The 24,650-nt window shown below is 69.5% G+C and carries 20 protein-coding genes and 2 pseudogenes; 15 read left to right on the top strand and 7 right to left on the bottom strand.

What is annotated here, in order from left to right:
- The coding region (locus ACFQ7F_RS10415; protein ID WP_383268973.1) for a LacI family DNA-binding transcriptional regulator at window positions 1-352 on the bottom strand (352 nt) is incomplete at its 3' end.
- Between the two features lie 216 nt (window positions 353-568).
- On the opposite strand from ACFQ7F_RS10415, the gene ACFQ7F_RS10410 reads away from it, so the two are divergent.
- Together ACFQ7F_RS10410 and ACFQ7F_RS10405 are read left to right on the top strand one after the other, a co-directional pair.
- Window positions 569-1,933 carry an NCS2 family permease gene (locus ACFQ7F_RS10410; protein WP_383268971.1) on the top strand — a complete coding sequence of 455 codons (1,365 nt, stop codon included), beginning with the start codon at window positions 569-571 and terminating at the stop codon, window positions 1,931-1,933.
- A gap of 98 nt (window positions 1,934-2,031) precedes the next feature.
- Window positions 2,032-3,750 carry an adenine deaminase C-terminal domain-containing protein gene (locus ACFQ7F_RS10405; RefSeq protein ID WP_383268969.1) on the top strand — a complete coding sequence of 573 codons (1,719 nt, stop codon included), beginning with the start codon at window positions 2,032-2,034 and terminating at the stop codon, window positions 3,748-3,750.
- Window positions 3,751-3,758: 8 nt separating this feature from the next.
- Here the strand turns inward: ACFQ7F_RS10405 and ACFQ7F_RS10400 are convergent, their stop codons facing one another.
- Window positions 3,759-5,381 (bottom strand): long-chain-fatty-acid--CoA ligase, encoded by a 1,623-nt coding sequence (locus ACFQ7F_RS10400; RefSeq protein ID WP_383268967.1) that lies wholly within the window; start codon window positions 5,379-5,381, stop codon window positions 3,759-3,761.
- Window positions 5,382-5,595: 214 nt separating this feature from the next.
- On the opposite strand from ACFQ7F_RS10400, the gene ACFQ7F_RS10395 reads away from it, so the two are divergent.
- A complete protein-coding gene (locus ACFQ7F_RS10395) occupies window positions 5,596-6,762 on the top strand; it encodes a TetR/AcrR family transcriptional regulator (protein WP_383268966.1) in 1,167 nt (388 codons plus the stop codon).
- A gap of 99 nt (window positions 6,763-6,861) precedes the next feature.
- Here ACFQ7F_RS10395 and ACFQ7F_RS10390 read toward each other — a convergent pair whose 3' ends face one another.
- A complete protein-coding gene (locus ACFQ7F_RS10390; RefSeq protein ID WP_383268964.1) occupies window positions 6,862-8,070 on the bottom strand; it encodes an oxygenase MpaB family protein in 1,209 nt (402 codons plus the stop codon).
- A gap of 260 nt (window positions 8,071-8,330) precedes the next feature.
- Between ACFQ7F_RS10390 and ACFQ7F_RS10385 the strand changes: the two genes are divergently transcribed.
- From ACFQ7F_RS10385 to ACFQ7F_RS10365, 5 genes are all read left to right on the top strand, one after another.
- Window positions 8,331-9,194, top strand: a complete 864-nt coding sequence (locus ACFQ7F_RS10385) for an aldehyde dehydrogenase family protein (RefSeq protein WP_383268963.1) — start codon at window positions 8,331-8,333, stop codon at window positions 9,192-9,194.
- Window positions 9,191-9,415: a hypothetical protein gene (locus ACFQ7F_RS10380; RefSeq protein WP_383268961.1), complete on the top strand. Its 225-nt coding sequence runs from the start codon at window positions 9,191-9,193 to the stop codon at window positions 9,413-9,415. The genes ACFQ7F_RS10385 and ACFQ7F_RS10380 overlap by 4 nt, the downstream gene beginning before the upstream one ends.
- 51 nt (window positions 9,416-9,466) lie before the next feature.
- Window positions 9,467-10,630, top strand: a complete 1,164-nt coding sequence (locus ACFQ7F_RS10375; protein WP_383268960.1) for an acyl-CoA dehydrogenase family protein — start codon at window positions 9,467-9,469, stop codon at window positions 10,628-10,630.
- A 235-nt stretch (window positions 10,631-10,865) separates the two neighbouring features.
- Window positions 10,866-11,312, top strand: coding sequence for a nitroreductase family deazaflavin-dependent oxidoreductase (locus ACFQ7F_RS10370; RefSeq protein ID WP_383268980.1), 447 nt, complete (start codon window positions 10,866-10,868; stop codon window positions 11,310-11,312).
- Between the two features lie 173 nt (window positions 11,313-11,485).
- Window positions 11,486-12,787, top strand: a complete 1,302-nt coding sequence (locus ACFQ7F_RS10365; RefSeq protein ID WP_383268958.1) for a lipase family protein — start codon at window positions 11,486-11,488, stop codon at window positions 12,785-12,787.
- Window positions 12,788-13,031: 244 nt separating this feature from the next.
- Here the strand turns inward: ACFQ7F_RS10365 and ACFQ7F_RS10360 are convergent, their stop codons facing one another.
- Window positions 13,032-13,772 (bottom strand): SDR family oxidoreductase, encoded by a 741-nt coding sequence (locus ACFQ7F_RS10360; RefSeq protein ID WP_383268956.1) that lies wholly within the window; start codon window positions 13,770-13,772, stop codon window positions 13,032-13,034.
- A 165-nt stretch (window positions 13,773-13,937) separates the two neighbouring features.
- On the opposite strand from ACFQ7F_RS10360, the gene ACFQ7F_RS10355 reads away from it, so the two are divergent.
- A complete protein-coding gene (locus tag ACFQ7F_RS10355; RefSeq protein ID WP_383268955.1) occupies window positions 13,938-14,516 on the top strand; it encodes a TetR/AcrR family transcriptional regulator in 579 nt (192 codons plus the stop codon).
- Between the two features lie 23 nt (window positions 14,517-14,539).
- Here ACFQ7F_RS10355 and yicI read toward each other — a convergent pair whose 3' ends face one another.
- On the bottom strand, window positions 14,540-16,780 hold the full coding sequence (yicI, locus tag ACFQ7F_RS10350) for an alpha-xylosidase (protein ID WP_383268953.1): 2,241 nt from the start codon (window positions 16,778-16,780) through the stop codon (window positions 14,540-14,542).
- A gap of 408 nt (window positions 16,781-17,188) precedes the next feature.
- Here yicI and ACFQ7F_RS10345 point away from each other — a divergent pair.
- The 6 genes and pseudogenes from ACFQ7F_RS10345 to ACFQ7F_RS10320 all read left to right on the top strand — a co-directional run.
- A pseudogene (locus ACFQ7F_RS10345) lies at window positions 17,189-17,368 on the top strand (xylose isomerase); the annotation flags it as partial.
- A 20-nt stretch (window positions 17,369-17,388) separates the two neighbouring features.
- Window positions 17,389-17,529 (top strand): hypothetical protein, encoded by a 141-nt coding sequence (locus ACFQ7F_RS10340; RefSeq protein ID WP_383268952.1) that lies wholly within the window; start codon window positions 17,389-17,391, stop codon window positions 17,527-17,529.
- A gap of 64 nt (window positions 17,530-17,593) precedes the next feature.
- Window positions 17,594-18,859 carry an ABC transporter substrate-binding protein gene (locus ACFQ7F_RS10335; protein ID WP_383268951.1) on the top strand — a complete coding sequence of 422 codons (1,266 nt, stop codon included), beginning with the start codon at window positions 17,594-17,596 and terminating at the stop codon, window positions 18,857-18,859.
- Between the two features lie 10 nt (window positions 18,860-18,869).
- Window positions 18,870-19,829, top strand: coding sequence for a carbohydrate ABC transporter permease (locus tag ACFQ7F_RS10330; protein WP_383268950.1), 960 nt, complete (start codon window positions 18,870-18,872; stop codon window positions 19,827-19,829).
- Between the two features lie 5 nt (window positions 19,830-19,834).
- Window positions 19,835-20,692 (top strand): carbohydrate ABC transporter permease, encoded by an 858-nt coding sequence (locus ACFQ7F_RS10325; protein ID WP_383268948.1) that lies wholly within the window; start codon window positions 19,835-19,837, stop codon window positions 20,690-20,692.
- Between the two features lie 8 nt (window positions 20,693-20,700).
- The gene (locus tag ACFQ7F_RS10320) at window positions 20,701-22,080 is read left to right on the top strand and encodes a GH1 family beta-glucosidase (RefSeq protein ID WP_383268947.1); all 1,380 of its coding nucleotides are present in this window, start codon (window positions 20,701-20,703) and stop codon (window positions 22,078-22,080) included.
- A 58-nt stretch (window positions 22,081-22,138) separates the two neighbouring features.
- On the opposite strand, the gene ACFQ7F_RS10315 is transcribed toward ACFQ7F_RS10320, so the two are convergent.
- Together ACFQ7F_RS10315 and ACFQ7F_RS10310 are read right to left on the bottom strand one after the other, a co-directional pair.
- A complete protein-coding gene (locus ACFQ7F_RS10315; RefSeq protein ID WP_383268946.1) occupies window positions 22,139-23,383 on the bottom strand; it encodes an ROK family protein in 1,245 nt (414 codons plus the stop codon).
- A gap of 43 nt (window positions 23,384-23,426) precedes the next feature.
- Window positions 23,427-24,545: pseudogene (locus tag ACFQ7F_RS10310) on the bottom strand (polysaccharide lyase family 1 protein); the annotation flags it as partial.
- Between the last annotated feature and the right edge of the window lie 105 nt (window positions 24,546-24,650).

Here is a 24,650-nt window from a genome sequence, read left to right as displayed (position 1 = left end):
GGCCGTCGGCCTGCTCGGAGAGCCGGTCGGCGAGGGCGGCCTCACGCTGCGCGTCATACTCCGAGACCGCGATCAGCAGATGGCTCTCGGTCTCCTCCGCCGCCTGCTGCGCGCCCATCACCAGCGGCGCGAAGAACGGGTTCGAGAGCGTCGGCACGATCAGGCCGATCAGGCCCGTACGGCCCGTGGTCAGCGCTCGGGCGGCGGCGTTGGGATGGAAACCGAGCCGGTCGGCCGCCTCCCGGACGCGAAGCCGCGTGCTCTCGGCGACCAGTTCGGGGCGCTGCAGTGCCCGCGAGGCGGTGGCCTTGGACACCCCCGCCGCACGCGCCACGTCCAAGAGCGTCGCCAATGCCGTCCCCTGCCTCATGTGCCCGGCAAGGATCGAAGATCCGTCCGAGGCCCGTGTTCACTTTCGCCTGATGCCGTGCCATGATACCCGCAACCGGTCTCTGCAACCGGTTTCAGAGACCGGTTGCAGAGAGCGGGCCAAGCCGGGTTCCCCGCGCGCCCGCACTCTGACCGCGCCGACAGCCGCGTGCCCGCCCCTCACCCCGCCGAGGTCCCCATGCCCACCACCGCTCCGCCGTCCGGCGAGCAGACCGACGCCACCACCGCGCCGCCCGCCTCGCTCGTCGAGCGGCACTTCGGCGTCCGCGATCGCGGCAGCAGCCACCGCACGGAACTCGTGGCAGGCGCCTCGATGTTCATGGCCGCCGCCTACGCCGTCGTCGTGGTCCCCGGCCAGCTGGCCTCCGCCGGTGTGCCGCACGGCGCCGCGACGACCGCCGTCATCATCGCCATCGCCCTCGCGACGCTGGCCATGGGGCTGATCGCCAACCTGCCGTTCGTCGTCGCCCCGGGCCTCGGCGGCGTGGCCCTGATCGCGTTCACCATCGTCGGACAGGACCACGTCCCCTGGGACACGGCGCTCGGCATGGTGTTCTGGTCCGGCGTCGCCTTCCTGCTCCTGACCCTCTTCGGCATCCGCGACCTCGTCACGCGGCTCATGCCGATCAACCTCAAGTACGCCATCAGCGGCGGCCTGGGCCTCTACATCGCCCTCATCGGGTTCCGCGACGCCGACCTCGTCATCGGCAACGCCGACAAGGCCGCGCTCGCGGTCGGCGACCTGTCCGAGCCCACCGCGCTGCTCGCCCTGGCCGGCCTGCTGCTGCTCACCGCCCTCGCCGCACGCAAGGTACCGGGCGCCTTCCTCATCACCATCGCAGCCGTCACCCTCGTCGGCGTGCCCCTTGGCGTGACCGATGTCCCCGACAGCCTCTTCGCGGCGCCCGACTCACCCGGCCCCCTCCTCTTCCACATCGACATCCTCGGCGCCCTCAAGCCCGAATACTTCCCCTACATCTTCGCGTTCTTCGTGTCCGAGTTCTTCTCCATGACCGGAACCCTCCTTGCCGTCTCCGGACGCGCCGGCCTCCTGGACAAGGACGGCAACATCCCCGGCTCCCGCCGCCCCTTCCTTGTCGACTCGGTCTCCGTGATGGGCGGTTCGGCCGTGGGCGCGCCTTCGATGACCGCCTACCTGGAGTCGTCGGCCGCCGCCGACGCGGGCGGCAAGACCGGTCTGGCATCGGTATGGGCCGCGTGCGGCTTCGCGTTGCTGCTGCTCGTCACCCCGTTCGCCACCCTGATCCCCTCGGCCGCCACCGCGCCCGTGCTGATGTTCATCGGCCTGAACATGCTCGGCGCGCTCAAGAACGTCGACTTCAAGGACCCCACGAACGCCGTCCCGGCCGCGCTGACCGTCGCGACCACGCTGTTCTTCGGCAACTTCGGCACCGGCATCGCGACCGGCCTCGCGGCCCACGTCCTGGTGAAGACCGTCAGCGGCCGGATCCGCGAGGTGCCCTGGCCGCTGTGGATCGTCGTGATCCCGCTGGGCTACTACTTCTACACACTCGTCCCCTGACGTTTCCTGACAACCCCTTCGGCCCGAGGCGACAACATCTACCGGGGCTGGCCGCTCCCGCCCGTGCGTGACGACACCCTTCCAAGGAGCACGACCACATGAGTGAGCAGCACGACCTCCGGATCAGCGGCGGGCGCGTGATGTCCACCTTCACCGGTGAGGAGTTCGCCGCGGACGTACTGGTACGGGGCGACCGGATCACCGCGGTGCTCCCGCCCGGCACCCCGGCCACGGCCGCAGAGGAGATCGACGCGACCGGCATGCTGATCGTCCCCGGCTTCGTGGACGCCCACATGCACATCGAGAGCGCGTTCCTGACGCCTCAGGAGTTCGCCGCCGTGACGCTGGCCCGCGGTACGACGACGGTCCTCGCCGACCCGCACGAGATCGTCAACGTCGCCGGCCGGGACGCCATGCGCTGGATGATCGACGCGGGCCGCCAGAGTGCCCAGACCCAGCTGTGGGGCGTTCCCTCGTGCGTGCCCGCGCTTGAGGGCCTGGAGCACGCCGGAGCGGCCCTCTCCGCCGACGACATCGCCGAGATGCTGGAGTGGCCGGGCGTCATCGCACTCGGCGAGGTCATGGACTACCGCGCGGTCGTCGCCGGCGACCGCCGCATGCACGAGATCACCGCCGTGGCCCGCGCGCACGACGCGATCCTGGACGGCCACTGCCCGAACCTGACCGGCGCGGAACTGAGCGCGTACCTGGCCACCGGTGTGGACTCCGACCACACCAAGAACCGCACCGAGGTGGTCCTGGAGAAGGCACGCCTGGGCATGACGATGATGCTCCAGGAGAAGTGCCTCACCCCGGAGGTGGCGACAGCCCTGCTGTCCTTGCCCCAACTCCCGCCGCTGTGCCTGGTCACGGACGACCTCGCGGCCGACCACATCGTCGAGCGAGGCCACCTGGACCACATCGCGCGGGTCGCCGTGGCCGCCGGGTTCCCGCCCCACGCCGTCCTCAAGGCCCTGACCTGGACCCCGGCCCAGCGCCTGCGGCTCCACGACCGTGGCGTCGTCTCACCCGGCAAGCGTGCCGACCTGGTCCTGCTGCGGGGCGAACTCGCCTCGTTCGAGCCCGCACTGGTGCTGGCGGGTGGCCACATCGTGGGCCGCGACGGCGCACCCGTACAGGCGACACCCGCTTCGGAGGCCCTCGACGTACCGCCCCTGGACAGCCGCGTGGACGTAGAACCCCAGGACGAGGACGGCTTCCGCTGGCGCGTGGACCTGCCGGACGGCACGCACCGCTTCCGGGCGATGAGCGTCAACGCACGCGACACCTACACCGAAGCAACCGAGGTCGAACTCCTGGTCTCCGGCGGCGAGGTGCACTGGGAGGGACGGACCACACTGGTCCGCGTACGAAACCGCTACGGACGCCCCGGCACGGTCTTCGCCCCGCTGGTGGGCCGGGATCTGAGTGACGGCGCCGTGGCGTCGACGTACGCCCACGACAGCCACAACCTCCTGACGATCGGCACCTCACGTGCGGCGATGGCCGTGGCCGCCGCGACAGTCGTCGCCGACGGGGGAGGGGTGGCCGTAGTCCGGGGCGCCGAGGGCGGAACCGTGGCGGCGCGCATGCCGCTGCCCGTGGGCGGCGTGCTGTCCGCCCGCCCCGCGCACGAGGTCGCCGACCAGGCGGCCGCCGTGCGAACGGCGCTGGAAACCTGGGGCTGGAACCACCTCAACCCCTTCATGAGTGTGTCGACCCTGACCCTCGCCGTGTCACCCGCGCTCAAAATCACCGACTGCTCGCTGGTGGACGTGGCACGCCGCGAACCGGTGACAGCGACGGTTACCGACTGACCAGCGGCTCAGGGGCGTCCTGGTGTGCGCACGTCGTCTTCTCGCAACTTCCCCTTGATGACCTTGCCTCCGGCGTTGCGGGGAAGTTCGGGAACCAGCCTGAGATCCTTGGGCATCTTGAAGGAGGCGAGCTTCCCGCCGAGGAAATCAGTCAGCTGAGGGAGCGACAGCTCGCCCTGGGGTGCCACCGTGACGAAGGCGACCGGTACTTGGCCCCAGCGCTCGTCGGGCCTGCCGATCACCGCGACTTCACGGACCGAGGGGTGTTCGGCGATGACGTTCTCCAGTTCGGCGCAGTAGATGTTCTCGCCGCCGCTGATGATCATGTCTTTCGCGCGATCGACGACCCAGACGAACCCCTCCGGGTCCTGCTTGACCAGATCTCCGGAGTGGAACCACCCGCCGTGGAAGGCAGCCGCGGTCTCATGGGGTTTGTTCCAGTACCCCTGCGTCACGGTCGGGCCGCGATAGACGATCTCGCCGACTTCGCCGACCGGGACGTCGTTCATGGCGGCGTCGACGATGCGGTACTGGAGGGTCGGGATCGGCCTGCCGACCGATCCGAGCTTGCGCAGGGCGTCCGCGCCGCGAAGGACGCAGGTGATCGGTGAGGTCTCGGTCTGGCCGAAGACCGCGACGTTGAGGGCCTTGGGAAAGCTCTCGCCCATGGCGCGAAGGGTCGCGTCGCCGGCGGGCGCGGCTCCCCAGCTGATGACGCGCAGCTTGAGGTCGCGCTTGCGGATGTCGGGCTGGGCGCAGATCAGCTCCCACTGCTGCGGCACGTTGAAGACGATCGTGGCGCCCTCGCGTTCGTAGGCGTCGAGTACGGCCCGGGGATCGAAGGCCCCGAGGGGGTGGATCACCACGGTGCTGCCCACCAGGAAGTTCGCGACGATCGAACCGAGGCCTGCGATGTGAAAGAACGGAGCGGTGAGGAAGCCGACGTCGGAGTCGTCGAAGATGTCCATCGCCCGGATGCAGGTGATCGCCTGTATCTGCATGTTGCGGTGGGAGAGCATCACTCCCTTCGGCCGGCCGGTGGTACCCGAGGTGTACATGATCAGCGCGGTCGACTCCTCGCTGATGTCAGGCAGTTCCATCGGCTCGTGCGCCGACAGGAACTCCTCGTAGGCGGTGCGGGCCTCCGTGGTGCGGGCCTCCGCGGTGCGGGCCTCGGCTCCGGCCGTAGTCGCTGCGACGTCGTCCGGGTCGCCGATCACGATGACGGTGCCGATCGAGGCGGCATTCGGTACGGCTCGCAGCAGCGGCAGGAGCCGTGCGTCGACGACGATCGCCGCGGGAGTGCAGTCGGTGAGGATGTAGTCGAGTTCCAGCGGTGCGAGCCGGAAGCTGAGGGGCACGGCCATGGCCCCCAGACTGTTCGCCGCGAACAGGCTTTCCACGAACCACGGATGGTTCAGCGTGAGCATGGCCACGCGGTCACCCGCGGCTACTCCGCGGTCGGCGAGGGCGGCGGCCAGTTGGAGCGACCGCCGCGACAGCTGTGCCCAGGTCGTGGTCTCCCCGAGATGGCGCAGGGCGGGCTTGTCGGGTCGCATCATCGCGTGGGTGGCCGCATGCGCCATCCAGTGGTGGCGGAAGGACCATGCGGGAGCCGTATCGATGGACATGCCACTCCTCGGGTTCCGGACGGGCGGGGGAAGGGGGCGGCCGCCATTATGCCCGCGATGTGGCCGCTCAAGAAGCTTTTTGTTAATCGGAAATCACATCGTGGTGCCGGGATGTCCGCGGCAGGCGCCGGTGGCGCCGCAGCGGGTTCTGGCGTGGATCGTCTTGTGATTCACTGGCGCGCATGGCCTTGTCTCCCCGCCTTTGTGCCCGCCGGTGAACGCCGATCCGATCGCGGCCGTGCGGCCGCGCAACCGCAGGCAGCTCATCGTCGGGGCAGCCGGCCGGGTGTTCAGCGAGCGTGGCTATCACGCGGCGTCCATGGAGGAGATCGCCGCCGCGGTGAATATCAGTGCGGCGGCCCTGTACCGGCATTTCCCCAACAAGTACGCGCTGTTCGCCGAGTGCGCGAACGTCATGGTCGACCGGCTCGTCGCCGTGCTCGGCGAGGTGGCGCCCGACGCCGGTCCTGCGGAGGTGCTTGGGGCCGTGACCCGGGTCGCGGTGAACCACCGTGCGTCGGGCGGCCTCTACCGATGGGAGGCCCGATACCTCGATCACGAGGATCGCAGGATCCTGCGGGAGAAGTTCGCACGCGTCGTCGGACGGGTCGGCGAGGCCGTGCGGCGCGACCACCCCTCGCCACAGGCGGAGCTGTGTGCCGCGGCGTCCCTCGGCGTGATCGGGTCCATCACGACCCATCACGTCTCCATCGCCCGGCGCCGGGCCGAGGAAGTGCTGTTGGCGTCCGCCCTGCGCGTGGCCGCGACCGATCCGGCGACGGCGGGCGGCCGGGCGCGCTCCGTCGAACTGCCCGCCCAGCCGGTGCCGCGTACCCGGCGTGCGGAGATCCTCGCCGCCGCCGTCCCACTGTTCGCGCGGGACGGGTTCGCCAAGGTGACGAACGGGCGGATCGCGGAGGCGGTCGGCCTGGTCCCGTCCGCGCTCTACCGCCACTACCCCAACAAGGTGGACATCCTGGTGGCGGCGTGCCTGCAGGCGGCCGGTCTGCTGGACCAGGCGGTCGACCGCAACCTCGACGGAGTGAGCGACCCGCACGACGCCGTGGTGGCACTGGCGGCGACGTATGTGGCCTACAGCTTCGAGCACACCGCGCTCACCAGCGTCGCCGAGGCCGAAGTCGTCGGACTGCCGGCCGATCTGCAGCAGCCCCTGATCCGCGCACAGCGCGACCACATCGCCGTATGGGAGCAGCAACTGCGCCTGGCTCGCCCCGAGCTGGACCCGCGGCAGGCGCGCGTTCTGGTGCATACAGGGTTCGGCGTCGTGGTCGAGGCCGGTCGCCGACTGCGCTGGCAGGATACCCCCGAGCACCGGAGCGCCGTCACCGCTCTGGTCGTGGCCGCCCTGGGGCTGGGGTAACCGCGCCCTGCGCCGCATCGGGTGGCGTGGGCCAGGGAGGAAGCGCCCCGCGATCCGCCCCGGGCGGCCGCGGGGCATTGCGTGCAGGGGTCCGTCGGCTCAAGCGCCGGGCCGGTTCGCGGTGGGGAGGGTGATCGGGGTCTGTGTCGGCGAGGTGCCGTTGTTGAGGAACAGCATGGCGATGCCGCGCACGACCTGGTCGAACAGGTAGAGGCCGTCCGGAACGATGGGCGACAGCCCCTCGCGGAACCTGACATATGTCGGCCAGGCGGCCTTGATCAGGGCCCGCGACACCCTGTCGTGGGGCAGGTCGAGCCAGTCGGCGTATGTGTCGCTGATCAGATAGCGGACCATCTCGCTGACGAATCCGGTGGTCAAGCCCAGGGTGGGGTCCTCGACGTACCCAAGCAGCGTCTTGGCCAGGCTGATGCCCTCGGGCGTGGGGGCGACCTTGGGCCACAGCATCTGATTGGCCTGCGCCTGCGCGTCCGCCCAGGTGGCGGGGATGAACTGGCGCTGCACGCCGAGCAGGTGGAGGGCGACCTGCCAGGCGTGCAGGTCGGCTGCCTGCTCCTGGGCGGACAGCTTGATGCCCCACTTCTTCAAGTTGTTCTGCGCGACGGTGGCCACGGAGTGGAAGGTGACCAGGATGTCGCCGTTGCTGATCGGCTTCGGTTGGTCCGCGCTCTCCATGAAGCGCTTCGAGGTCAGCAGCAGGCTGCGGACCGTCGAGTGCACCATGCGCGTCTTGTTGGCCGAGACCAGGAAGTGCCCCGCCGGCTGCCAGGCGGTCGGGCTGTGCAGGTCGTAGCCGAAAGTGAAGGTCTTGGCCGCGCGTTCCTTCATGTCGGCGCCGCCGGCGGACCAGTAGACCGCCCTGGCTTCCCGCGGGATCACGGTGCTCAGAATCCCGCTGCCGAGGCTCTCGGACACGAACAGGTAGCTGTTCAGGCGCTTGTAGAGCTTCTCGGACGCGGCCAGCAGCGCGGGATCGGCCCATGAGGGCAACCGGTTGACCTGCTTCAGGTAGTCGGTCAGGTAGCCCGGCATACCGGACGGCAAGGGGTCGCTGTTGTCGACCCACGCATCCCAGGCCTTGTTGACGCCCGGGATCGAGCCGTCGGCGAGGAGCCGGGCCGCCACGTCGTCCGCGTCCGGGTCCCAGACCGAGAACGGGTCGGTGACCGAGTCGGTCCCCTCGATCGAGCCCTTGGACGACCAGGACCACGCACCGGGCGCGCTCGCCACGCTCGCGAGCCCCAGCACGGCGCCGATCGACAGAGCGCGCCTTCTGGTGAGATTTTCCATTTACTTTCCTACCTTCCGTGCGTGCGCTACGTCGCCTTGAAAATGAGCCTGAGATGCAGGATCTGGCCCGGTCGCGTGGTTGTTCCTGAATGTGATTTCTGATTAACATAACGACGCGTTAGATCAACGGCAAGACCTCTGCACGGTCCAGAAACCGCTGCCGTCGCCCCTGCACCGCGCGGCAACTCTGTGACTGGGCGAAGCGCCGCCACATCCGCCCCGCATCCGACCCGCATCCGTCCGGCACCCCGAGGAGCCCCATGAACACGGAGCAGGACCAGACCGAAGCGCCGCCGCCTCCGTCGTCCTCGGTGGCCGACTCGCGACCCGCCTGGGTGTCCGGCGAACTGCTCGAGCAGTGGTGCGGGTGGGTACACCGTGACCAGAGCCGCCAAGAGGCGGACGCGCTCGGGCCGGTGACGGCGCTCGCGCCGTGGGACCTGACGCCCATCGCGCCCGTTCCCGCCTGCACCCCGAAGGACGTCGAGTCCGCGGCCTCCGCGGCCAGGGCCGCCCAGCGGGACTGGGCACGGACGCCGCTCGCGCGCCGGGCCGGGCTCGTCCTCGCCTTTCACGACCTGCTCCTCCAGCGGCAGGACCAGGTGCTCGACCTGATCCAGTGGGAGACGGGCAAGGCCCGCTATCACGCCTGGCAGGAGGTGGCGCAGGTCGCGGCGATCGCCCGGCACTACGCGCGCCGCAGCGCCCGCTACCTGACCACTCGTCGCGTACGCGGAATGGTCCCCGGCCTGACCAAGGTCGCGGAGCTCAGGGTGCCCAAGGGTGTGGTCGGCATCTCCGCCGGCCACCCCGTCGAGCAGGTGCTGGCCCACAGCCGCTGGCACGGCAAACGGTTCATCGCCCTGGACGACGCCAAACCGCTGATCTGCCTGGCGCAGGACGGCAGCCTCTACTCCGACACCACCGCGGGCCGAGGCGAGGCCAGCCTTTGGAACGTCGAGTTCCGAGGCGAGGTGACCGCCACGATGGTGTACGACGGCATGCCGGTGTTCGACCACTTCAAGCGGGTGGACGACAACACCCTCCTGGGAGTGATGAACGGCAAGGCCAGTGCTGTGTCCGCGAGCGGGCACCTCTTCTACTTCGGCCTGGAGCGCGAGTGAAGATCTCCGCGCCGCTGCTGCGCGGGCCGCAGGTGCGCGGCTGCGTCGAGGGCGATGCCGAACCCTCGGTCCTCACCCCGGAACTGGTCCAGCGCTTCTGCCGCGGTCTCCTGCCCCTCGACCGCCTGGTGACCACCTACGCCCTGGCCGACTTCGACCGGGCGGTGGCCGACCAGCGGGCCGGTCTGACACTGAAGCCGGTCCTCCTGCCGGGGACCTGACCGCACGCACCGTCCTTCCCTATTCGATCATGATCTGGAACAGGAGTCCTGATGGCCGATGTGATCTCCGCCGAGCGGTCGCTGTACGAGGACGAGCACGAGCTCCTGCGGGAGACGGCCCGAGCCTTCGCCGACAAGCACGCCGAGCCGCACGCCGAGCAGTGGCGGGCCGAGGGCAGAGTCGACCGTGAACTCTTCCGTGAAGCCGCCCGAGCGGGAATCCTCGGCTTCAACATCCCCGAGGAGTACGGCGGCGCCGGGGTCAGCGACTACCGCTTCAACGCGGTGATCGGCGAAGAGTTCTCCCGTCACCCCGCCTCGGACGGGCTCGCCTCGCTGACACTGTCCAACGACATCGTCGTTCCCTACTTCACCGACCTGACCGACGACCAGCAGAAGGCCCGCTGGCTGCCGGGTATCGCCGCCGGAGAGCTCGTCGTCGCGGTCGCGATGACGGAACCCGGAACCGGCAGCGACCTGGCCGGCATCGCCACCACCGCCGTCCGCGACGGCGACGACTACGTGGTCAACGGGAGCAAGGTCTTCATCTCCAACGGCCAGAACGCCGACCTGGTCGTCACCGCCGTACGCACCGGACCGGACCGCCACGGCGGGATCAGCCTGCTGGTCGTCGAGGCGGACCGGCCCGGCTTCTCGCGGGGGCGCAACCTGGAGAAGGTCGGCCTGCATGCCCAGGACACCAGCGAGCTGTTCTTCCAGGACGTCCGGGTGCCGACGGCCAATCTGCTCGGCCAGGAGGGCGCGGGCTTCAAGGCCCTGATGCGCAACCTGCCCCAGGAGCGGATCTCGATAGCCGCCAACGCCGTGGCGTCCATCGAGGGCGTGCTGGAACGCACCCTGGAGTACGTCAGGCAACGCAAGGCGTTCGGCCGGCCGATCGGCTCCTTCCAGAACACCCGCTTCGAACTGGCCGACATGGTGACCACCGCCCGGGTGGGGCGCGCCTACCTGGACGATCTGCTCGCCCGGCACTCCCGCGGCAGGCTGAGCGCGGTGGATGCCGCATCGGCGAAGTTCTGGGCCACCGAGCGATACGTCGACATCGTCGGACGCTGCCTCCAACTGCACGGCGCCTACGGCTACATGCTCGAATACCGCATCGCCCACGACTACCTGGACTCGCGCATCACCACCATCTACGGCGGCACCACCGAGATCATGAAGGAGATCGTCGGCCGGGATCTGGGCCTGTAGAGCGAGTTTTTCGAGGGTGGCAGCACCGCCCCGGCCTGGGAGACCACCGAACGGCCGCCGCCTTCGACGCGGACACGCGGGTAGCACCCGATATGCTTCTTCGCCTGGGAAGTGCCTCCGGCCGGAGAGGGAGCAAGGGCTCGACAATCCTCATTCTTGCTGGTCAGGGGCATACTTCGTTTACCTGGCCACCCGCCGGACACTGCACTTCATGACGCGACGATGGGTGAATGCGATGCCTCTTGAGGGCGAGTACGGGCCGAGTCCGGCGCAGTGGGTGCGCGATCAGGTCGAGCTGTACGAGAGTTCGGGAGGCACGCAGGGATTGACGCTCTGGGACACGGGCCTGCCCGTCGTCATTCTCACGACGCGCGGCGCGAAGAGCGGCAAGATCCGCAAGATCCCGTTGATGCGCGTGGAGCACGAGGGGCGGTACGCGGCCGTGGCCTCGAAGGGCGGCTTCCCACGTCACCCGGTCTGGTACTTCAACATCAAGTCCGACCCGCACGTGGAGCTCCAGGACGGCCCCGCACGCCGGGACATGACGGCCCGTGAGATCACCGGGGATGAGAAAGCCGAGTGGTGGGAGCGCGCGGTCGCCGCGTATCCGCCGTACGCCGAGTATCAGGAGAAGACCGACCGTGTGATCCCCGTCTTCGTGCTCGAGCCCGCGCGCGGGTAGGACCCGACGCTTCTTCGTGGGATTGCGCAGCGGGCCGCCGCGGCGGCCGAAGGGGGCGGGCCGCTGCACGCCTATGGCTGTATTACTGACGGGTCAGTACGGTGCTTCCCAACTGCCCTACCCCACAGGAGAGTTGGGAGATCTGCATGACGCCAGCCTCACGCAGAAGATCAATGGCCGCGGGTACCGTGCTCGCGGTGGCGGTGCTCGGGCTCCCCGGGTCCGCCGCGGCGCAGAGCGAGAACGCCCCGGACGCCACCCGCTCGGCCCACTCCGCGGTGCAGGCCGCCGGGAATGCCCCCGCTGCCGCGAAGCACGGCAAGGGCAAGGGCAAGGGCAAGCACCACGGTCAAGCCGCCAAGCACCCAGGCAAGCATCACCGAAAGCACCCAGGAAAGAAGAAGGCCCCCGGCGAGATCCTCGGCTCGAAGCCGTCCTCGTTCCAGTACACGCCGGGCGTTCCGACCCCCACCAAGGCCTGGAAGATCACCTACCGGTCGACCTCCGCAGACGGACGGCCCAACGCGGTCTCCGGCACCGTGATCGTCCCCGACGACGGCAAAGCCACCCCGCGCCCGCTGATCACGTACGCCGTCGGCACGGTCGGTCTCGGCGACAAGTGTGCGCCGTCCGCCGGTTTCCCGGGCGGCACGACGGCTGAGGCCCCGCTCGTCAACGCCGCGCTGGTACGGGGCTACGCCGTCGTCGTCACCGACTACGAGGGCCTCGGCACCCCCGGTGACCACACCTACATGGTCGCCAAGGCGCAGGGCAGTGCCGTGCTCGACGCGGCGCGTGCCGCACAGCGGCACCCCGAGGCGGCGAAGTACGGCGTCGCTGCGGATGCGCCCGTCGGCATCATGGGCTACTCGCAGGGCGGCGGCGCGAGCGCGAAGGCCGCCGAAATGGCGGCGACCTACGCTCCCGAGTTGAAGGTCGCGGGAACGGCGAGCGGCGGCGTTCCCGCCGATCTCACCAAGGTCGCCGACTCGCTGGAGGGCGGGGACAGCGCCGGATACCTGCTGATGTCCGCCGTCGGCCAGAACGCCGCCCACCCGGCCCTGGCCCTCGGCAAGTACCTCAACGCCGAAGGCCGCAAGCTCGCCCAAGTAGTGCGGAGCGAGTGCGTCGGTACGGTCCTGGAGGCCGGGCGCGGCAAGGCGATCGAGGACGTCACGACGTCCAACCCGCTGGAGCGGCCGGACTGGCAGAGGGCCATCGGCAAGCAGTTGATCGGCACCCAGCGCCCGTCGGCGCCCACGTTCGTGTACCACGGGGATGCGGACGAGACGATCCCCTACGCGGTCGGACAGAAGTTGCGGGCCGACTGGTGCGCGAAGGGCAACGCCGTGCAGTGGACGTCCTTCGCCGGGCAATCCCACGTGGGGACGGCCATCCAGGGCAACGGCCCGGCACTTGAGTGGCTCGGCCGGCGCTTCGCCGGCGAACCCGCATCCGGCAACTGCGGCACCTGAGCCGAACGACTCCTGATCGCCTCTCCGCCACCGTCACCGTCCATCGGCGGCGGAGAGGCGCCGATGCGTGGCCCGGGATGGCCGCCGTGGTGGCCGACGGCTGCCACGAACACCAGGTCGCTCAGGAGCTCCGACCAGGTGGCGTGGCGCGGCAACTCGTCTGCACAGAAACGGTGTTGCGTGGCCGTCGCCGTAAGGGGGCGGGATGGTGTCATGGCCGTGAGGGCATCCGGGTGCGTGCCGCTCAGCGGCCTGTCGCCAGGTTCGCCCCGCCGGTGCAGTCCAGCACCACCCCGGTGATGAAGCCGTTCGTGGCAAGGGAGTTGATCGCCTGCGCCACCTCTTCGGGGGTGCCGACGCGGCCCACCGGGGTCGTCGTCGCGAGCCCCGCGAACAGCTCCTCGCGCTGCGCGGCCGGGACCCGGTTCCACCAGGGGGTGTCGATGACACCGGGAGAGACGGCGTTGATCCGGCGCGGGGCCAGTTCGACGGCGAGCGGCGGGATCATCGACTCCAGGGCTCCGTTGATCGCGGCCAGGCCCGAGGTGCCGGGGAAGGCGGCGCGGGCCGAGGCGGCCGTGATGAAGGTGACCGAGGCCTGCTCGGTCAGGTGCCCTAAAGCGGCCTGCAGAATGCGCAGTTGGGGCCAGAACTTGGCATCGAAGCCCTGCGCGAGCTGGGCCAGGTCCAGATCGGCGAACGGGCCGCTGCCCGCCGCGCCGCTGACCGCGATGACCAGATGGTCGATGGGGGCGGTGGCGGCGAAGAAGGCGTCGATGTCTGCCTGGTCGGTGGCGTCCATGCGGTATGTGGAGGTCTTGCCGCCGATCCGGGCGGCAGCCTCGTCGAGCTTCGTCCGGTCACGACCGGTGATCGTGACCTCGGCGCCGCCTTGGGCGAAGAGTGCAGCGGTGGCCTCGCCGATGCCGGAGCTGCCGCCCATGATGACGGCGTGGGCGCTGCTGGAAGGTGTTGCAGAAGCCATGGTGACCTTGTCCTCGTGTTTCCGGAGGGCTTTCTGGCTCTCCATCTTTGTCGAGACCGGCGGTCTCGGTAAGATGAGTGTTGTCGAGACCGGTAGTCTCGTCAAGGGGTTCGGGGGAATCCCCAGGGAACACGTCCTGGAACGCACGGAGAGAAGGTGACGGCGATGAGCGCCGAACGGGCCCACACGGGACGCCGCCGCAACGAGGAAGCGCGCCGGGCCGTCCTCGAGGCGGCGTTGAGGTTGATCGCGGACGCGGATGGCGCACCCGTCGGCGTGGACGCCATCGCGCGGGAGGCAGGGGTCGGCAAACAGACCCTCTACCGGTGGTGGCCTTCGAAGGGCGCGGTGCTGCTGGATGCTCTGACCGACCGCGCGCAGCGAGCCGTACCCGTGCCGGACTCCGGCTCGCTGCGCGAGGACCTACGGGCCGTGGTCACCTCGACGTTCGAGGAGGCGCAGGCGGCACCGGTCGGCCCCGCCCTGCGCACCGTGGCGCAGGAGGCCGCCCGAGACCCCCGTCTCGCCGACCTGATGCGGGAGTTCACGCAGGCCCGCCGGACGGCGCTGCGCGAGGTGCTCACCCGCGGGCAGGAGCGCGGCGAATTGACGGCGGACAGCGACCTCGACCTGATGGTGGATCAGGTGTACGGAGTCTTCTGGTACCGCTTCCTCCTCGGACACGCCCCGCTGGGCGAGCGAGAGGCCATCAGCCTTGCCGACTCCCTTGTACGGCAGGGCTGATGACGAGGGGGATCCCGACTACTTCACAGGTCGGCCGACATCACCGTGCGTGGAGCGCTGCGTCCTTCCGGCGGGGTCACGGTCACCGTCGCGTCGTCCGTAGCCTCGCGCGTCACCTGGTAAACGGCGGCAGGGCGGCCGGAGTGGTCGGGGACCGTGACCGTCACCTGGTGTGCGTCGGGGGTGACGAGCAGGGTGAGGTCGTCGAGCCAGTCCCCGTCGGGTCGTTGTGTGTCGGAGCCGAGTGGGAGGACCGCTCCCGGGCGGACGTACAGGGGCAGGCTGTCGAAGCCGTGCTGTTCGCGGCGCCAGACCGGCCCCTGGACGTGTTCGCCGGTCAGGAGGTGGGTCCAGGTGCCCGGGGGCAGGTAGTACTCGACGTCGCCGTCGGTCGAGAAGACCGGGGCGACGAGCAGGTCGGGGCCGAGCATGTACTGCCGGTCCAGGCCGCGGGCGGTGGGGTCCTCGGGGAACTCGAGGAGCATGGGCCGCATCAGCGGCACGCCGGTGTGGTGGGCTTCGGCCGCGGCGCCGTACAGGTAGGGCATGAGCCGGTGCTTGAGCCGTGTGAACTGCCGTGTCACGTCGACGGCTTCGTCACCGAACTCCCACGGCACCCGGTAGGAGCTGGAGCCGTGCAGGCGGCTGTGCGAGGAGAGCAGGCCGAAGGCGAGCCAGCGCTTGAAGACCGCCGGGTCCGGGGTGCCCTCGAAGCCGCCGATGTCGTGCGACCAGAAGCCGAAGCCCGACAACGACAGTGACAGACCACCGCGCAGCGACTCCGCCATCGCACCGAACGACGAGAAGCAGTCGCCGCCCCAGTGCACCGGATACTGCTGGCCGCCCGCCGTCGCCGAACGCGCGAACAGGACGGCCTCGCCCGTGCCGCGTTCCTTCTCCAGGAGCTCGAAGACGGTGCGGTTGTACAGGTGCGTGTAGTAGTTGTGCATACGCTCCGGGTCGGAGCCGTCGTGCCAGACCACGTCGGTGGGGATGCGCTCGCCGAAGTCGGTCTTGAAGCAGTCGACGCCCTGGTCGAGCAGGACCTTCAGCTTCGCCTGGAACCAGGCGCAGGCCTCGGGGTTCGTGAAGTCGACGAGCGCCATGCCCGCCTGCCACAGGTCCCACTGCCAGATGTCGCCGTTCGTCCGCTTCACCAGATACCCCGCGGCGGCGGCCTCGTCGAACAGGGCGGACTTCTGCGCGATGTACGGGTTGATCCACACGGAGATCTTCAGTCCCCGTCCCTTCAGCCGGGCCAGCATGCCCTCGGGGTCGGGGAAGACATCCGGATCCCACTCGAAGTCCGACCACTGGTACTCACGCATCCAGAAGCAGTCGAAGTGGAAGACGCTCAGCGGGATGTCGCGCTCGGCCATGCCGTCGACGAAGGACGTCACCGTCTCCTCGTCGTACTGCGTCGTGAAAGAGGTGGTGAGCCACAGTCCGAACGACCACGCAGGCGGCAGCGCGGGGCGGCCGGTGAGCGCGGTGTAGCGGCGCAGGACGTCTTTCGGTGTCGGGCCCGCGACGACGAAGTACTCCAGCGTCTGGTCCTGGACGCTGAACTGCATCTGGCCGACCGACTCCGAGCCGATCTCGTAGCTCACCTTGCCGGGGTGGTTGACGAACACGCCGTAAGCGCCGGTGGGGGAGAGGTGCAGGCTGAACGGGACGTTCTTGTAGGCCTGTTCGCTGTTCGTGCCGCCGTCGGCCTGCCACATGTCCACGACCTGGCCGTTCTTGACGAACGGGGTGAAGCGTTCGCCCAGACCGTAGACCTGTTCGCCGACGCCGAGCGCCAGCCGCCCGGCCATGTGATGTGCGCCGTCACCGGTGGTGAAGAAGGCCGTGCCCTTGCGGCCTGCCGATGTGATCTCCCGGCCGTCCGCGTCACGGAACGACAGCGCCCAGGGGGCGGCCTGGTCAAGGCGTGCGGTGAGGGGGCCGCTGGTCAGCTCGATCATGTCGCCGTCGCGGCGCACTTGGCCGACCCCGGTGTCGGCGCCCGGCAGGCCGAAGTCCGGGCCGAGGCGGCGTTTGCCCGCAAGGTGTGTGGTGCGGACGCCGATGACGCCCTCGGCGGGGGAGAAGCAGTCGACGGTCAGCAGGGGGGAGTTGAGGGTGTCGCCGCGGCGCTCGACGCGCTTGATCGCGGCGTGGGCGGTGAAGCGGTCGGCGTCGGCTCGGACACTGCGGACCTCGGTCGCGTACGAGGCCTCGACCCCGTCGCGCATGAGCCAGAAGCCGTCGGTGAACTTCATGATCTTCCTCAGGGTGGTGCGGGGTGGCAGTTCGGGTCGCAGGAGCCGTCGGGGGCAGGGAACGGCCGGTGCCAGGTCCCTGGTCGAGAGGGACGGGGCGGGCTGGATGGTGTCGTGGAGCGGGCCGCGGCCAACTCCCCCTGCCGATGACGATGCTGGTCGGTGGCGTGGGCCCCTCAACGGACTTGGGATCTTGAAGGCGCAGTAGCTACCCGTGCCATTTGATCGCACAGAAAACAAAACGGCAAGGGTCCTTCTTCAGCGTCAACGCGGAAGCGCTTCGATTCTTGATAGCGCCAGGTAGTGACGATTTTGCAGGGCGTGAAGTTGGCTCCTGGGTCTAGCGTCGAAGCGCTTGGTGCCGTATTAGTCATGTCAGAAAACAAACCCGCAGCAAAGGGCCGCACCATGTCCGACCGCTTCACCCGCACTCCCGAAGACACGTTCACGTTCGGTCTGTGGACCGTCGGTTGGCGGGGCAATGACCCCTCCGGCGACGCCACCCGCCCCGCGCCGGTCCCCGTCGACTCCGTACGCCGGCTCGCCGAACTCGGTGCGTACGGCGTGACGTTCCACGACGACGACCTGGCGCGTACGAGGACCACGACGTGAACGCCGCCGTCCAGCGCTCCATGGCTTTCGAGCGCCTCGACCAGCTCGCCATGGAGCACCTGCTCGGCGTGCGCCGAGCCCTGCACCCCCCGATCGAGCCCGTACGGCCGAGGCCGGAGCCGTACCGGGATCTGTGAACACCCCGGCGGGACACGGGCGTCCCGCCGGTCCTGCCACCCCTCCCAGGCAAGGGCAACCACCGTGACAGCAGCACACATACCGCAGCGCGCGCGTGTCAGGCGCCGCCGTGCCGGTCGGCGGGCGACGGTCCCGCTCACCGTTGTCTCCGCGCTCGTGGCCACCGCGGCACTCACCGGATGCGGCCAGCAACGCGACGACGACGTCTACACCGTCCTCAACTCGTCGACCGACGACTCGTATCACGGCTGGGACGCCGCCACCCTGTCCCGCTGCAGCAAGCGGCTCGGCATCACCATCGAGCAGCAGAGCGTGCCGGCCGCACAGGTCATGACGAAGTCACTGCGCATGGCCTCGTCGAAGTCACTGCCGGACGTCATCCAGTTCGACGCCTCCGAAATGCCGACGTTCGCCGAGGCCGGCGGCCTGATCGACCTGCGCACGCTGGGCCTGTCCACCCAGGACATACCGCGGGGCATCGTCGACTTCGGCTCCTACAAGGGCACCTACTACGGGGCCGCGCGCACGGTGAACACCCTCGCCCTGTTCTACAACAAGGACACCTTGAAGAAGGCGGGCCTCGAAGTGCCCACCACCTGGGACGAGATGCGACGATCCGCCAAGAAGCTCACCCAGAGCAGGCAGTACGGCATCGCCCTGAGCGCGGGCGGCGCGGAGGACGGCGTCTTCCAGTTCACGCCGTTCATGTGGTCCAACGGCGGTGACGAGTCGCGCCTCGCGAGCAAGCCGGTCGCCCAGGCGCTCGACTACTGGAAGGGCCTCATCAAGGACGGCTCGCTCTCCAAGTCGACCGTCAACTGGACCCAGGCCGACGTCAACGACCAGTTCATGGCGGGCAACGCCGCAATGATGATCAACGGTCCGTGGCAGGTCGAGACTCTCAACACCAAGAAGAACCTGGACTGGGGCATCGCCCGGATCCCCGTGCCGAAGGCGGGGGAGGACTCCGTCGGCCCGCTCGGCGGCGCCGTCCTCACCGTGCCCAAGACCGGTGACACCGCGCGCGAAAGGACCGCCGCGAAGATCATCGACTGCATGGCGGGCGAGAAGGAACAGATCACCTACGCGCGCAACAGCTGGATGGTCCCGGCCAACGAGAAGGCCGCCGCCGTCTGGCGCAAGGAAGTGCCCGAACTCGACGCCCTCGCCGACCAGGTGGCCACCGCGCGCTCGCGCACGGCCAAGGTCGGCGCGCGCTGGTCGTCCGTGTCGCTCGCCCTGCAGAGCGCCTTCCAGTCCGCCCTCACCGGGCAGTCCAGCGAGGCCGCGCTCCAGCGCGCCCAGCAGCGCGCCACGAGCGGGAAGTGACGTGACGAACATGTCGACCACCACAGCCTCCGCGACCGTGCCCGCCGCCGATGCCCCGACGACCACCGCCAAGAAGCCCGACCCGGCACGCGCGCGGCGCCGCCGCAGGCTCTCCCAGTGGGGCTTCATCGCGCCCGCGGTCATCTTCATGCTGCTCTTCTTCGGCTACCCGCTCGTGCGCAACGTCCTGATGAGCTTCCAGGACTACTCGCCCTCCACCTTCTTCGACGGCAAGGCCCCGTTCAACGGCACCGACAACTGGAGCAAGGTCTTCCAGGACGACCTGTTCGGCAAGGCGCTGTGGCACACCGTCGTCTTCACCGTCGGTTCCCTGATCGGCCAGTTCGGCATCGGCCTCGCGCTCGCCGTCTTCTTCACCAAGAGATTCCCGCTGAACGGCGTGCTGCGCTCCCTGATCCTGCTGCCCTGGCTCGTCCCGATGGTCGTCTCCGGCATCGTGTGGCGCCGCATCCTGGACCAGGACACCGGCGTCCTCAACTCCTTCCTCGACACCTTCGGCCTGGGCGGCGCCACCCCCTGGCTGACCAGCCCCGGCATGGCCCTGTTCTCCGTCATCCTGGTGAACATCTGGATCGGCATCCCCTTCAACCTGGTGATCCTGTATGGAGGCCTTCAGGAGGTGCCCAAGGAGCTGTACGAGGCCGCTTCCCTGGACGGCGCCTCCGCCTGGCGGACGTTCCGCTCGATCACGCTGCCCCTGCTGAAGCCGGTCATCACCGTCGTCCTGGTCCTCGGCTTCATGTCGACGGTCAAGATCCTCGACCTGATCCTCGCCCTGACCGACGGCGGCCCCGCCGACTCCACCCAGACCCTGGGCACCCTTACCTACCAGAACTCCTTCGTGCAGCTGGACTTCGGCGCGGGCGCCGTCGTCGGCAACGTCCTGATCCTGATCTCCGCCGTCTTCGCGGTGTTCTACCTGCGCGCCAACCGCGCCGAGGGGAAGTGACCGGCATGGCGACCACCACCGTCACCGAGACACCCGCCGCCCAGGGACCCGCCACCAGGGCCAAGCGCCGCTGGGGTGCCACAGCCGTCGGCGTACTCATCCTGTGCGTGATGCTCTTCCCGCTCTACTGGATGCTCAACACGGCCCTGCAGCCCACATCCGGCCTCCTGGAGGTCTCGCCCGTCCCGCACGGGGTGGACCTGTCCGGGTTCACCTCCGCCATCCGCGAGCAGGGCGGCCACCTGCTGACCTCGCTCGCCGTAGCCTTCGGCGCCGTCACCATCTGCCTCGCCATCGCCGCCCCTGCCGCCTACGGGCTCGCCCAGTTCCGGCTCCGCGGCACTCGCACCATCGTCTTCGGCACGCTCATCACCCAGATGGTGCCGGGCATCGTCATCGCCAACGCGCTCTACAGCGCGTACGTCGATCTAGGCCTGGTCAACTCCTACTTCGGCCTCATGCTCGCCGACGCCTCGCTCGGCATCCCCTTCGCCATCGTCCTGATGCGCTCCTTCATGGTGGCCATCCCTCAGGAGGTCATCGAGGCCGCCGAGGTCGACGGCGCGGGCAGGCTGCGTACCTTCGTGCAGGTCGTGCTCCCGATGAGCCGCAACTCCCTGATCACCGCGGGCCTGTTCTCCTTCCTGTACGCGTGGAGCGACTTCATGTTCGCGCTCACGCTCAACACCACCGACGACGTCAAGCCGGTCACCCTCGGCATCTACCAGTACATCGGCGCGCACGTCGGCGACTGGGGCTCCGTCATGGCCGCATCCGTCCTGTCCGCGATCCCGGCAGCGGTGCTGCTCGTCCTCGCCCAGAAGTACATCGCCGCCGGTATCACCGGCGGATCCGTCAAGTAAGGCCATTCATGAGCGACTTGCCCCTCTTCCCCTCCGGCTTCGTCTTCGGCGCGGCCACCGCCTCGTACCAGATCGAGGGAGCCGTGCACGAGGACGGCCGCGGCCCCTCCATCTGGGACACCTACTGCCATACCCCGGGCCGCGTCGACGGCGGCGACACCGGCGACGTGGCCTGCGACCACTACCACCGCTACCCCGAAGACGTGGCCCTGCTGCGCGACCTGGGGGTCGACTCGTACCGCTTCTCCATCGCCTGGCCCCGCATCCAGCCCACCGGGTCAGGGCCCGCCAACGCCAAGGGCCTGGACTTCTACTCGCGGCTCGTCGACGAACTCCTCGCAGCGGGCATCGAGCCGGCCGCCACCCTCTACCACTGGGACCTGCCGCAGGCCCTGGAAGACCGAGGCGGCTGGCGCGTGCGCGAGACCGCCGAACGATTCGGCGAGTACACGCAGATCGTCGCCGAGCACCTCGCCGACCGCGTACCCCGCTGGATCACCCTCAACGAGCCATGGTGCAGCGCGTTTCTCGGCTACTCCGTCGGCCGCCATGCCCCCGGCGCCCAGGAGGGCACCGGCGCCCTGGCCGCCGCGCACCACCTGCTCGTCGGCCACGGCCTGGCGATGAAAGCGCTGCGTGCGGCCGGCGTCCGAGAGGCGGGTATCACCCTCAACCTCGACCGCAACGTGCCCGCGAGCGACGCGCCCGCCGACCACGAGGCCGCCCTACGCGCCGATACCCAGCACAACCTGGTGTGGACGGAGCCGATCCTCGCGGGCCGCTATCCGGCGACCGAGCAGGACACCTGGGGCGAGCTGATCACCCGTCAGGACTTCCGCCGTGACGGGGACCTCGATCTGATCGCCCAGCCGCTGGACTTCCTCGGCGTCAACTACTACCGGCCGATCGTGGTCGCCGACGCCCCCTACCGCGAGCCCGACCCCTCCCGTCGAGTCGCCACGGACAACCGCTACCGGGAGATGACCTACCCGGACGTGCGGCGCACGGCCATGAACTGGCCCGTGGTGCCCGAGTCCTTCACGGACTTGCTGACCGCGCTGAAGGACACCTACGGTCAGGCCCTGCCGCCGATCCACATCACCGAGAACGGCTCGGCCGAGCACGATGCGGTGGATCAGGACGGCGGCGTCCACGACCCGGACCGCGTCGCCTATCTGCACAGTCACCTGACAGCTCTGCGCACCGCCATGGACGCGGGCGTCGACGTACGCGGCTACTACGTCTGGTCGCTGCTCGACAACTTCGAGTGGGCCCTTGGCTATGCCAAGCGGTTCGGGATCGTACGCGTCGACTACGACACCCACCAGCGCATCCCGAAGGACAGCTACCACTGGTACCGGCAGCTGATAGCGGCACACCGGGGCTGACACCCTCCCGCAGCGCGCGGCGGACCGACACCGCCGGGCCCCCGCCCGGGCCGAGATGTCAGTCCGCCACGCGCTCCACGTACGCCGCCGGGTCCGCCAGGACCTCGCGCACCACGCGCGCGGCCGCGCCCCGCGCCGCATCACCGGACGAGGACGAGGCCCGCAGCCGCTTGCTGCCCGGCGTCCACAGGCCCGACACCACACGGGCGGTCAGCTCCTCGTCGGCGGCGGGGGCGAGCCACGGCATGAGGTCGCGGAAGACACCGCCCAGAATCACCGCGTCCGGGTCGATCAGATTCACCGCGCCCGACAGAACCCGGCCAAGGCGGCGCCCGGCCTCCTCGATCGCGCACCGGGCCTGCGGCTCACCCTCGCGCGCCCGGCGCTCCAGCTCCGCGAGCCCGGTCAGGCCCGCGCTCTCGTCGAGCCCCGCCGCCCGCAACAGCGCCGCCTGTCCCGCGTACTGCTCCAGACAGCCCCGCGCACCGCAGCGGCACTCGGGGCCGTCCGGCTCCACCACCACATGCCCGATCTCACCGGCGAACCCATGGGCGCCCCGCAAGAGTTGACCGTTGAGGACCAGGGCGCCGCCGATACCGATCTCGCCGGTCAGGTAGATGAAGCTGGTCACGCGGTCGTCGCCGTCGCCGAACCACAGCTCGGCCATGGCCGCCAGGTTCGCCTCGTTGTCGGCGCTGACCGGCAGCGCGCGGTGCGTGGGATGCAGCGCCGTCAACGCCTGCGCGAACAGCCCCTCCACGGCCACCCGGTTCCAGCCCAGGTTCGGCGCCTGCCGCACCGAACCGCCGGAGACCAGGGCGGGCAGGGCCAGTTCGGCACCGACGGGGCGAAGCTTCTGCTGCGCGGCCGACTCGATGGCCCGGGACGCGAGCCGCGCCGCCCGGGCCAGGACCGTGGCGGGCGGGGCGCCCCGGTTGTCGGTGCGCTCCACCAGGCGAACGCGGTCGGTGCCGGTGAGGTCGATGACGCACACCGTCACGTAGTCGATGTTGATCTCGACCCCGAGCCCGGCGGGCCCGGTCCGCGCCACCTGCAGCGCTGTGCCAGGGCGACCCGCCTGTCCGCTGAACGTCTTGCCCCACTCGGTGAGGAACCCCTCGGTGAGGAGCTGGTCCACGAGCGATGACACCGCGGCCCGGGTCAGTCCCACCCGAGCGGCAACGTTGGCGCGGGTCGTCTCACCCGCGTCATGGACCGTGCGCAGCACCAGGCTCAGGTTGTGCCGCCGTACGGTCGCCTTGTCGGCCTTTGACGGCGCGGCGGACGGATCGTTGCTGTTCATCGTAGGTCCGACCCTATGCGAAGGGCCGCGGCTGCTGCGTTTAGCAGGTGCCGTCCGACACCTTGAGGCCTGTGCCGGCTCCCGCCGTTCTGCCCACGATGGCGGGCACGCAGGCGGCGCTGTCGAGGGAGTGGGAGTAGGGGATGCTCACCGTGGTGTTGGACGTGGGGTTGGGGCCTGCCGGGTGGTACTCGTCGTCGGTGGGGGACCAGGTCACCGTGTCGAAGGTGTTGCCGCTGACCTGCCAGTAGCCGGCCGCGTCGGTGTAGAAGGTGCCCAGGACGTCCTTGGAGTTCTTGAAGTAGTTGTTGTCCACCTTGGCCTTGGCTCCGGCGCGGGAGTTGATGCCGGACTCGTTCAGGCCGGTGTAGTAGTTGTTGTAGATGTGGGCCGTGCCGCCGCGGAGCAGGGGCGTGCGGGAGTCGATGTTCTCGTACTTGTTGTGGTCGTAGGTGATGTAGCTGTTGGATACGTCGCTCTCGCTGGACCCGACGAGGCCGCCGCGCCCGGAGTTGCGCAGGATGCTGTACGACAGCGTCACGTACTGCGTGTTGTTCTTCATGTCGAAGAGGCCGTCGTAGCCCTGCGACTCCCCGCCCGACGCCTCGAGCGTCGTGTGGTCGACCCAGACGTTGCGGACGTCGCTCTCCATGCCGATGGCGTCGCCGCCGTTGGAGGTGGGGGAGCCGGACTTCTTGACGTTCTTGACGGTCACGTTCCGGATGATGATGTTGCTGGAATCGCGTATGTGGATGCCCAGTTGGTCGAAGACGGCGCCGCTGCCGACGCCGATGAGCGTGACGTTGCTGATCTGCTTGAGCTCGATCACGCCGGCGGCGGTGTTGCAGCTGTCGCCCGACACCTTCGCGGTGTTGGCGTGGTTGATCGTCCCCTCCACCTCGATGGTGATCGGGGTGTCGTCGGCGGCGCGGTTGCACAGGGCCGTGTGGATCGCGGTGCCCGTCGTGGCCCGCACCGTGTTCCCGCCCGCGCCGCCGGTGGTACCGCCGTTCTGCGTCGCGTAGCCGGTGGCGCTGCCGGCCGCGGCCGGGGCCGTGGGCTGCGCCGACGCCTCCGGCAGCGTCAGCGCCGCACCACTCGCGGCCGTGACGGCCAGGGCGGCCAGCGTGACGTGCAGTCTTCGTGTACGTGCTCGGCTCATGGTCGGCTCCCTGTTCATCGTTGAATGCCGGGTGTCGTTGTCCCGCGTGCCGTAGTCGTCGCGGGGGCTCCGGAGGTTGCCGCCCTGTCGCCGTGGTCTACGACG

This window comes from Streptomyces sp. NPDC056486 (genome assembly GCF_042795295.1).
In the GTDB taxonomy this organism is placed as follows: domain Bacteria; phylum Actinomycetota; class Actinomycetes; order Streptomycetales; family Streptomycetaceae; genus Streptomyces.
Note: the sequence above shows the minus strand (reverse complement) of the source record. Positions and strands in the feature narration are given on the sequence as shown.

Excerpts from the sequence above, each read along its gene's own strand:
- ACFQ7F_RS10410 (WP_383268971.1), top strand. The coding sequence starts at position 569 with ATGCCCACCACCGCTCCGCCGTCCGGCGAGCAGACCGACGCCACCACC.
- ACFQ7F_RS10405 (WP_383268969.1), top strand. The coding sequence starts at position 2,032 with ATGAGTGAGCAGCACGACCTCCGGATCAGCGGCGGGCGCGTGATGTCC.
- ACFQ7F_RS10400 (WP_383268967.1), bottom strand. The coding sequence starts at position 5,381 with ATGTCCATCGATACGGCTCCCGCATGGTCCTTCCGCCACCACTGGATG.
- ACFQ7F_RS10390 (WP_383268964.1), bottom strand. The coding sequence starts at position 8,070 with ATGGAAAATCTCACCAGAAGGCGCGCTCTGTCGATCGGCGCCGTGCTG.
- ACFQ7F_RS10385 (WP_383268963.1), top strand. The coding sequence starts at position 8,331 with ATGAACACGGAGCAGGACCAGACCGAAGCGCCGCCGCCTCCGTCGTCC.
- ACFQ7F_RS10375 (WP_383268960.1), top strand. The coding sequence starts at position 9,467 with ATGGCCGATGTGATCTCCGCCGAGCGGTCGCTGTACGAGGACGAGCAC.
- ACFQ7F_RS10370 (WP_383268980.1), top strand. The coding sequence starts at position 10,866 with ATGCCTCTTGAGGGCGAGTACGGGCCGAGTCCGGCGCAGTGGGTGCGC.
- ACFQ7F_RS10365 (WP_383268958.1), top strand. The coding sequence starts at position 11,486 with ATGGCCGCGGGTACCGTGCTCGCGGTGGCGGTGCTCGGGCTCCCCGGG.
- ACFQ7F_RS10360 (WP_383268956.1), bottom strand. The coding sequence starts at position 13,772 with ATGGCTTCTGCAACACCTTCCAGCAGCGCCCACGCCGTCATCATGGGC.
- ACFQ7F_RS10355 (WP_383268955.1), top strand. The coding sequence starts at position 13,938 with ATGAGCGCCGAACGGGCCCACACGGGACGCCGCCGCAACGAGGAAGCG.
- yicI (WP_383268953.1), bottom strand. The coding sequence starts at position 16,780 with ATGAAGTTCACCGACGGCTTCTGGCTCATGCGCGACGGGGTCGAGGCC.
- ACFQ7F_RS10330 (WP_383268950.1), top strand. The coding sequence starts at position 18,870 with ATGTCGACCACCACAGCCTCCGCGACCGTGCCCGCCGCCGATGCCCCG.
- ACFQ7F_RS10325 (WP_383268948.1), top strand. The coding sequence starts at position 19,835 with ATGGCGACCACCACCGTCACCGAGACACCCGCCGCCCAGGGACCCGCC.
- ACFQ7F_RS10320 (WP_383268947.1), top strand. The coding sequence starts at position 20,701 with ATGAGCGACTTGCCCCTCTTCCCCTCCGGCTTCGTCTTCGGCGCGGCC.
- ACFQ7F_RS10315 (WP_383268946.1), bottom strand. The coding sequence starts at position 23,383 with ATGAACAGCAACGATCCGTCCGCCGCGCCGTCAAAGGCCGACAAGGCG.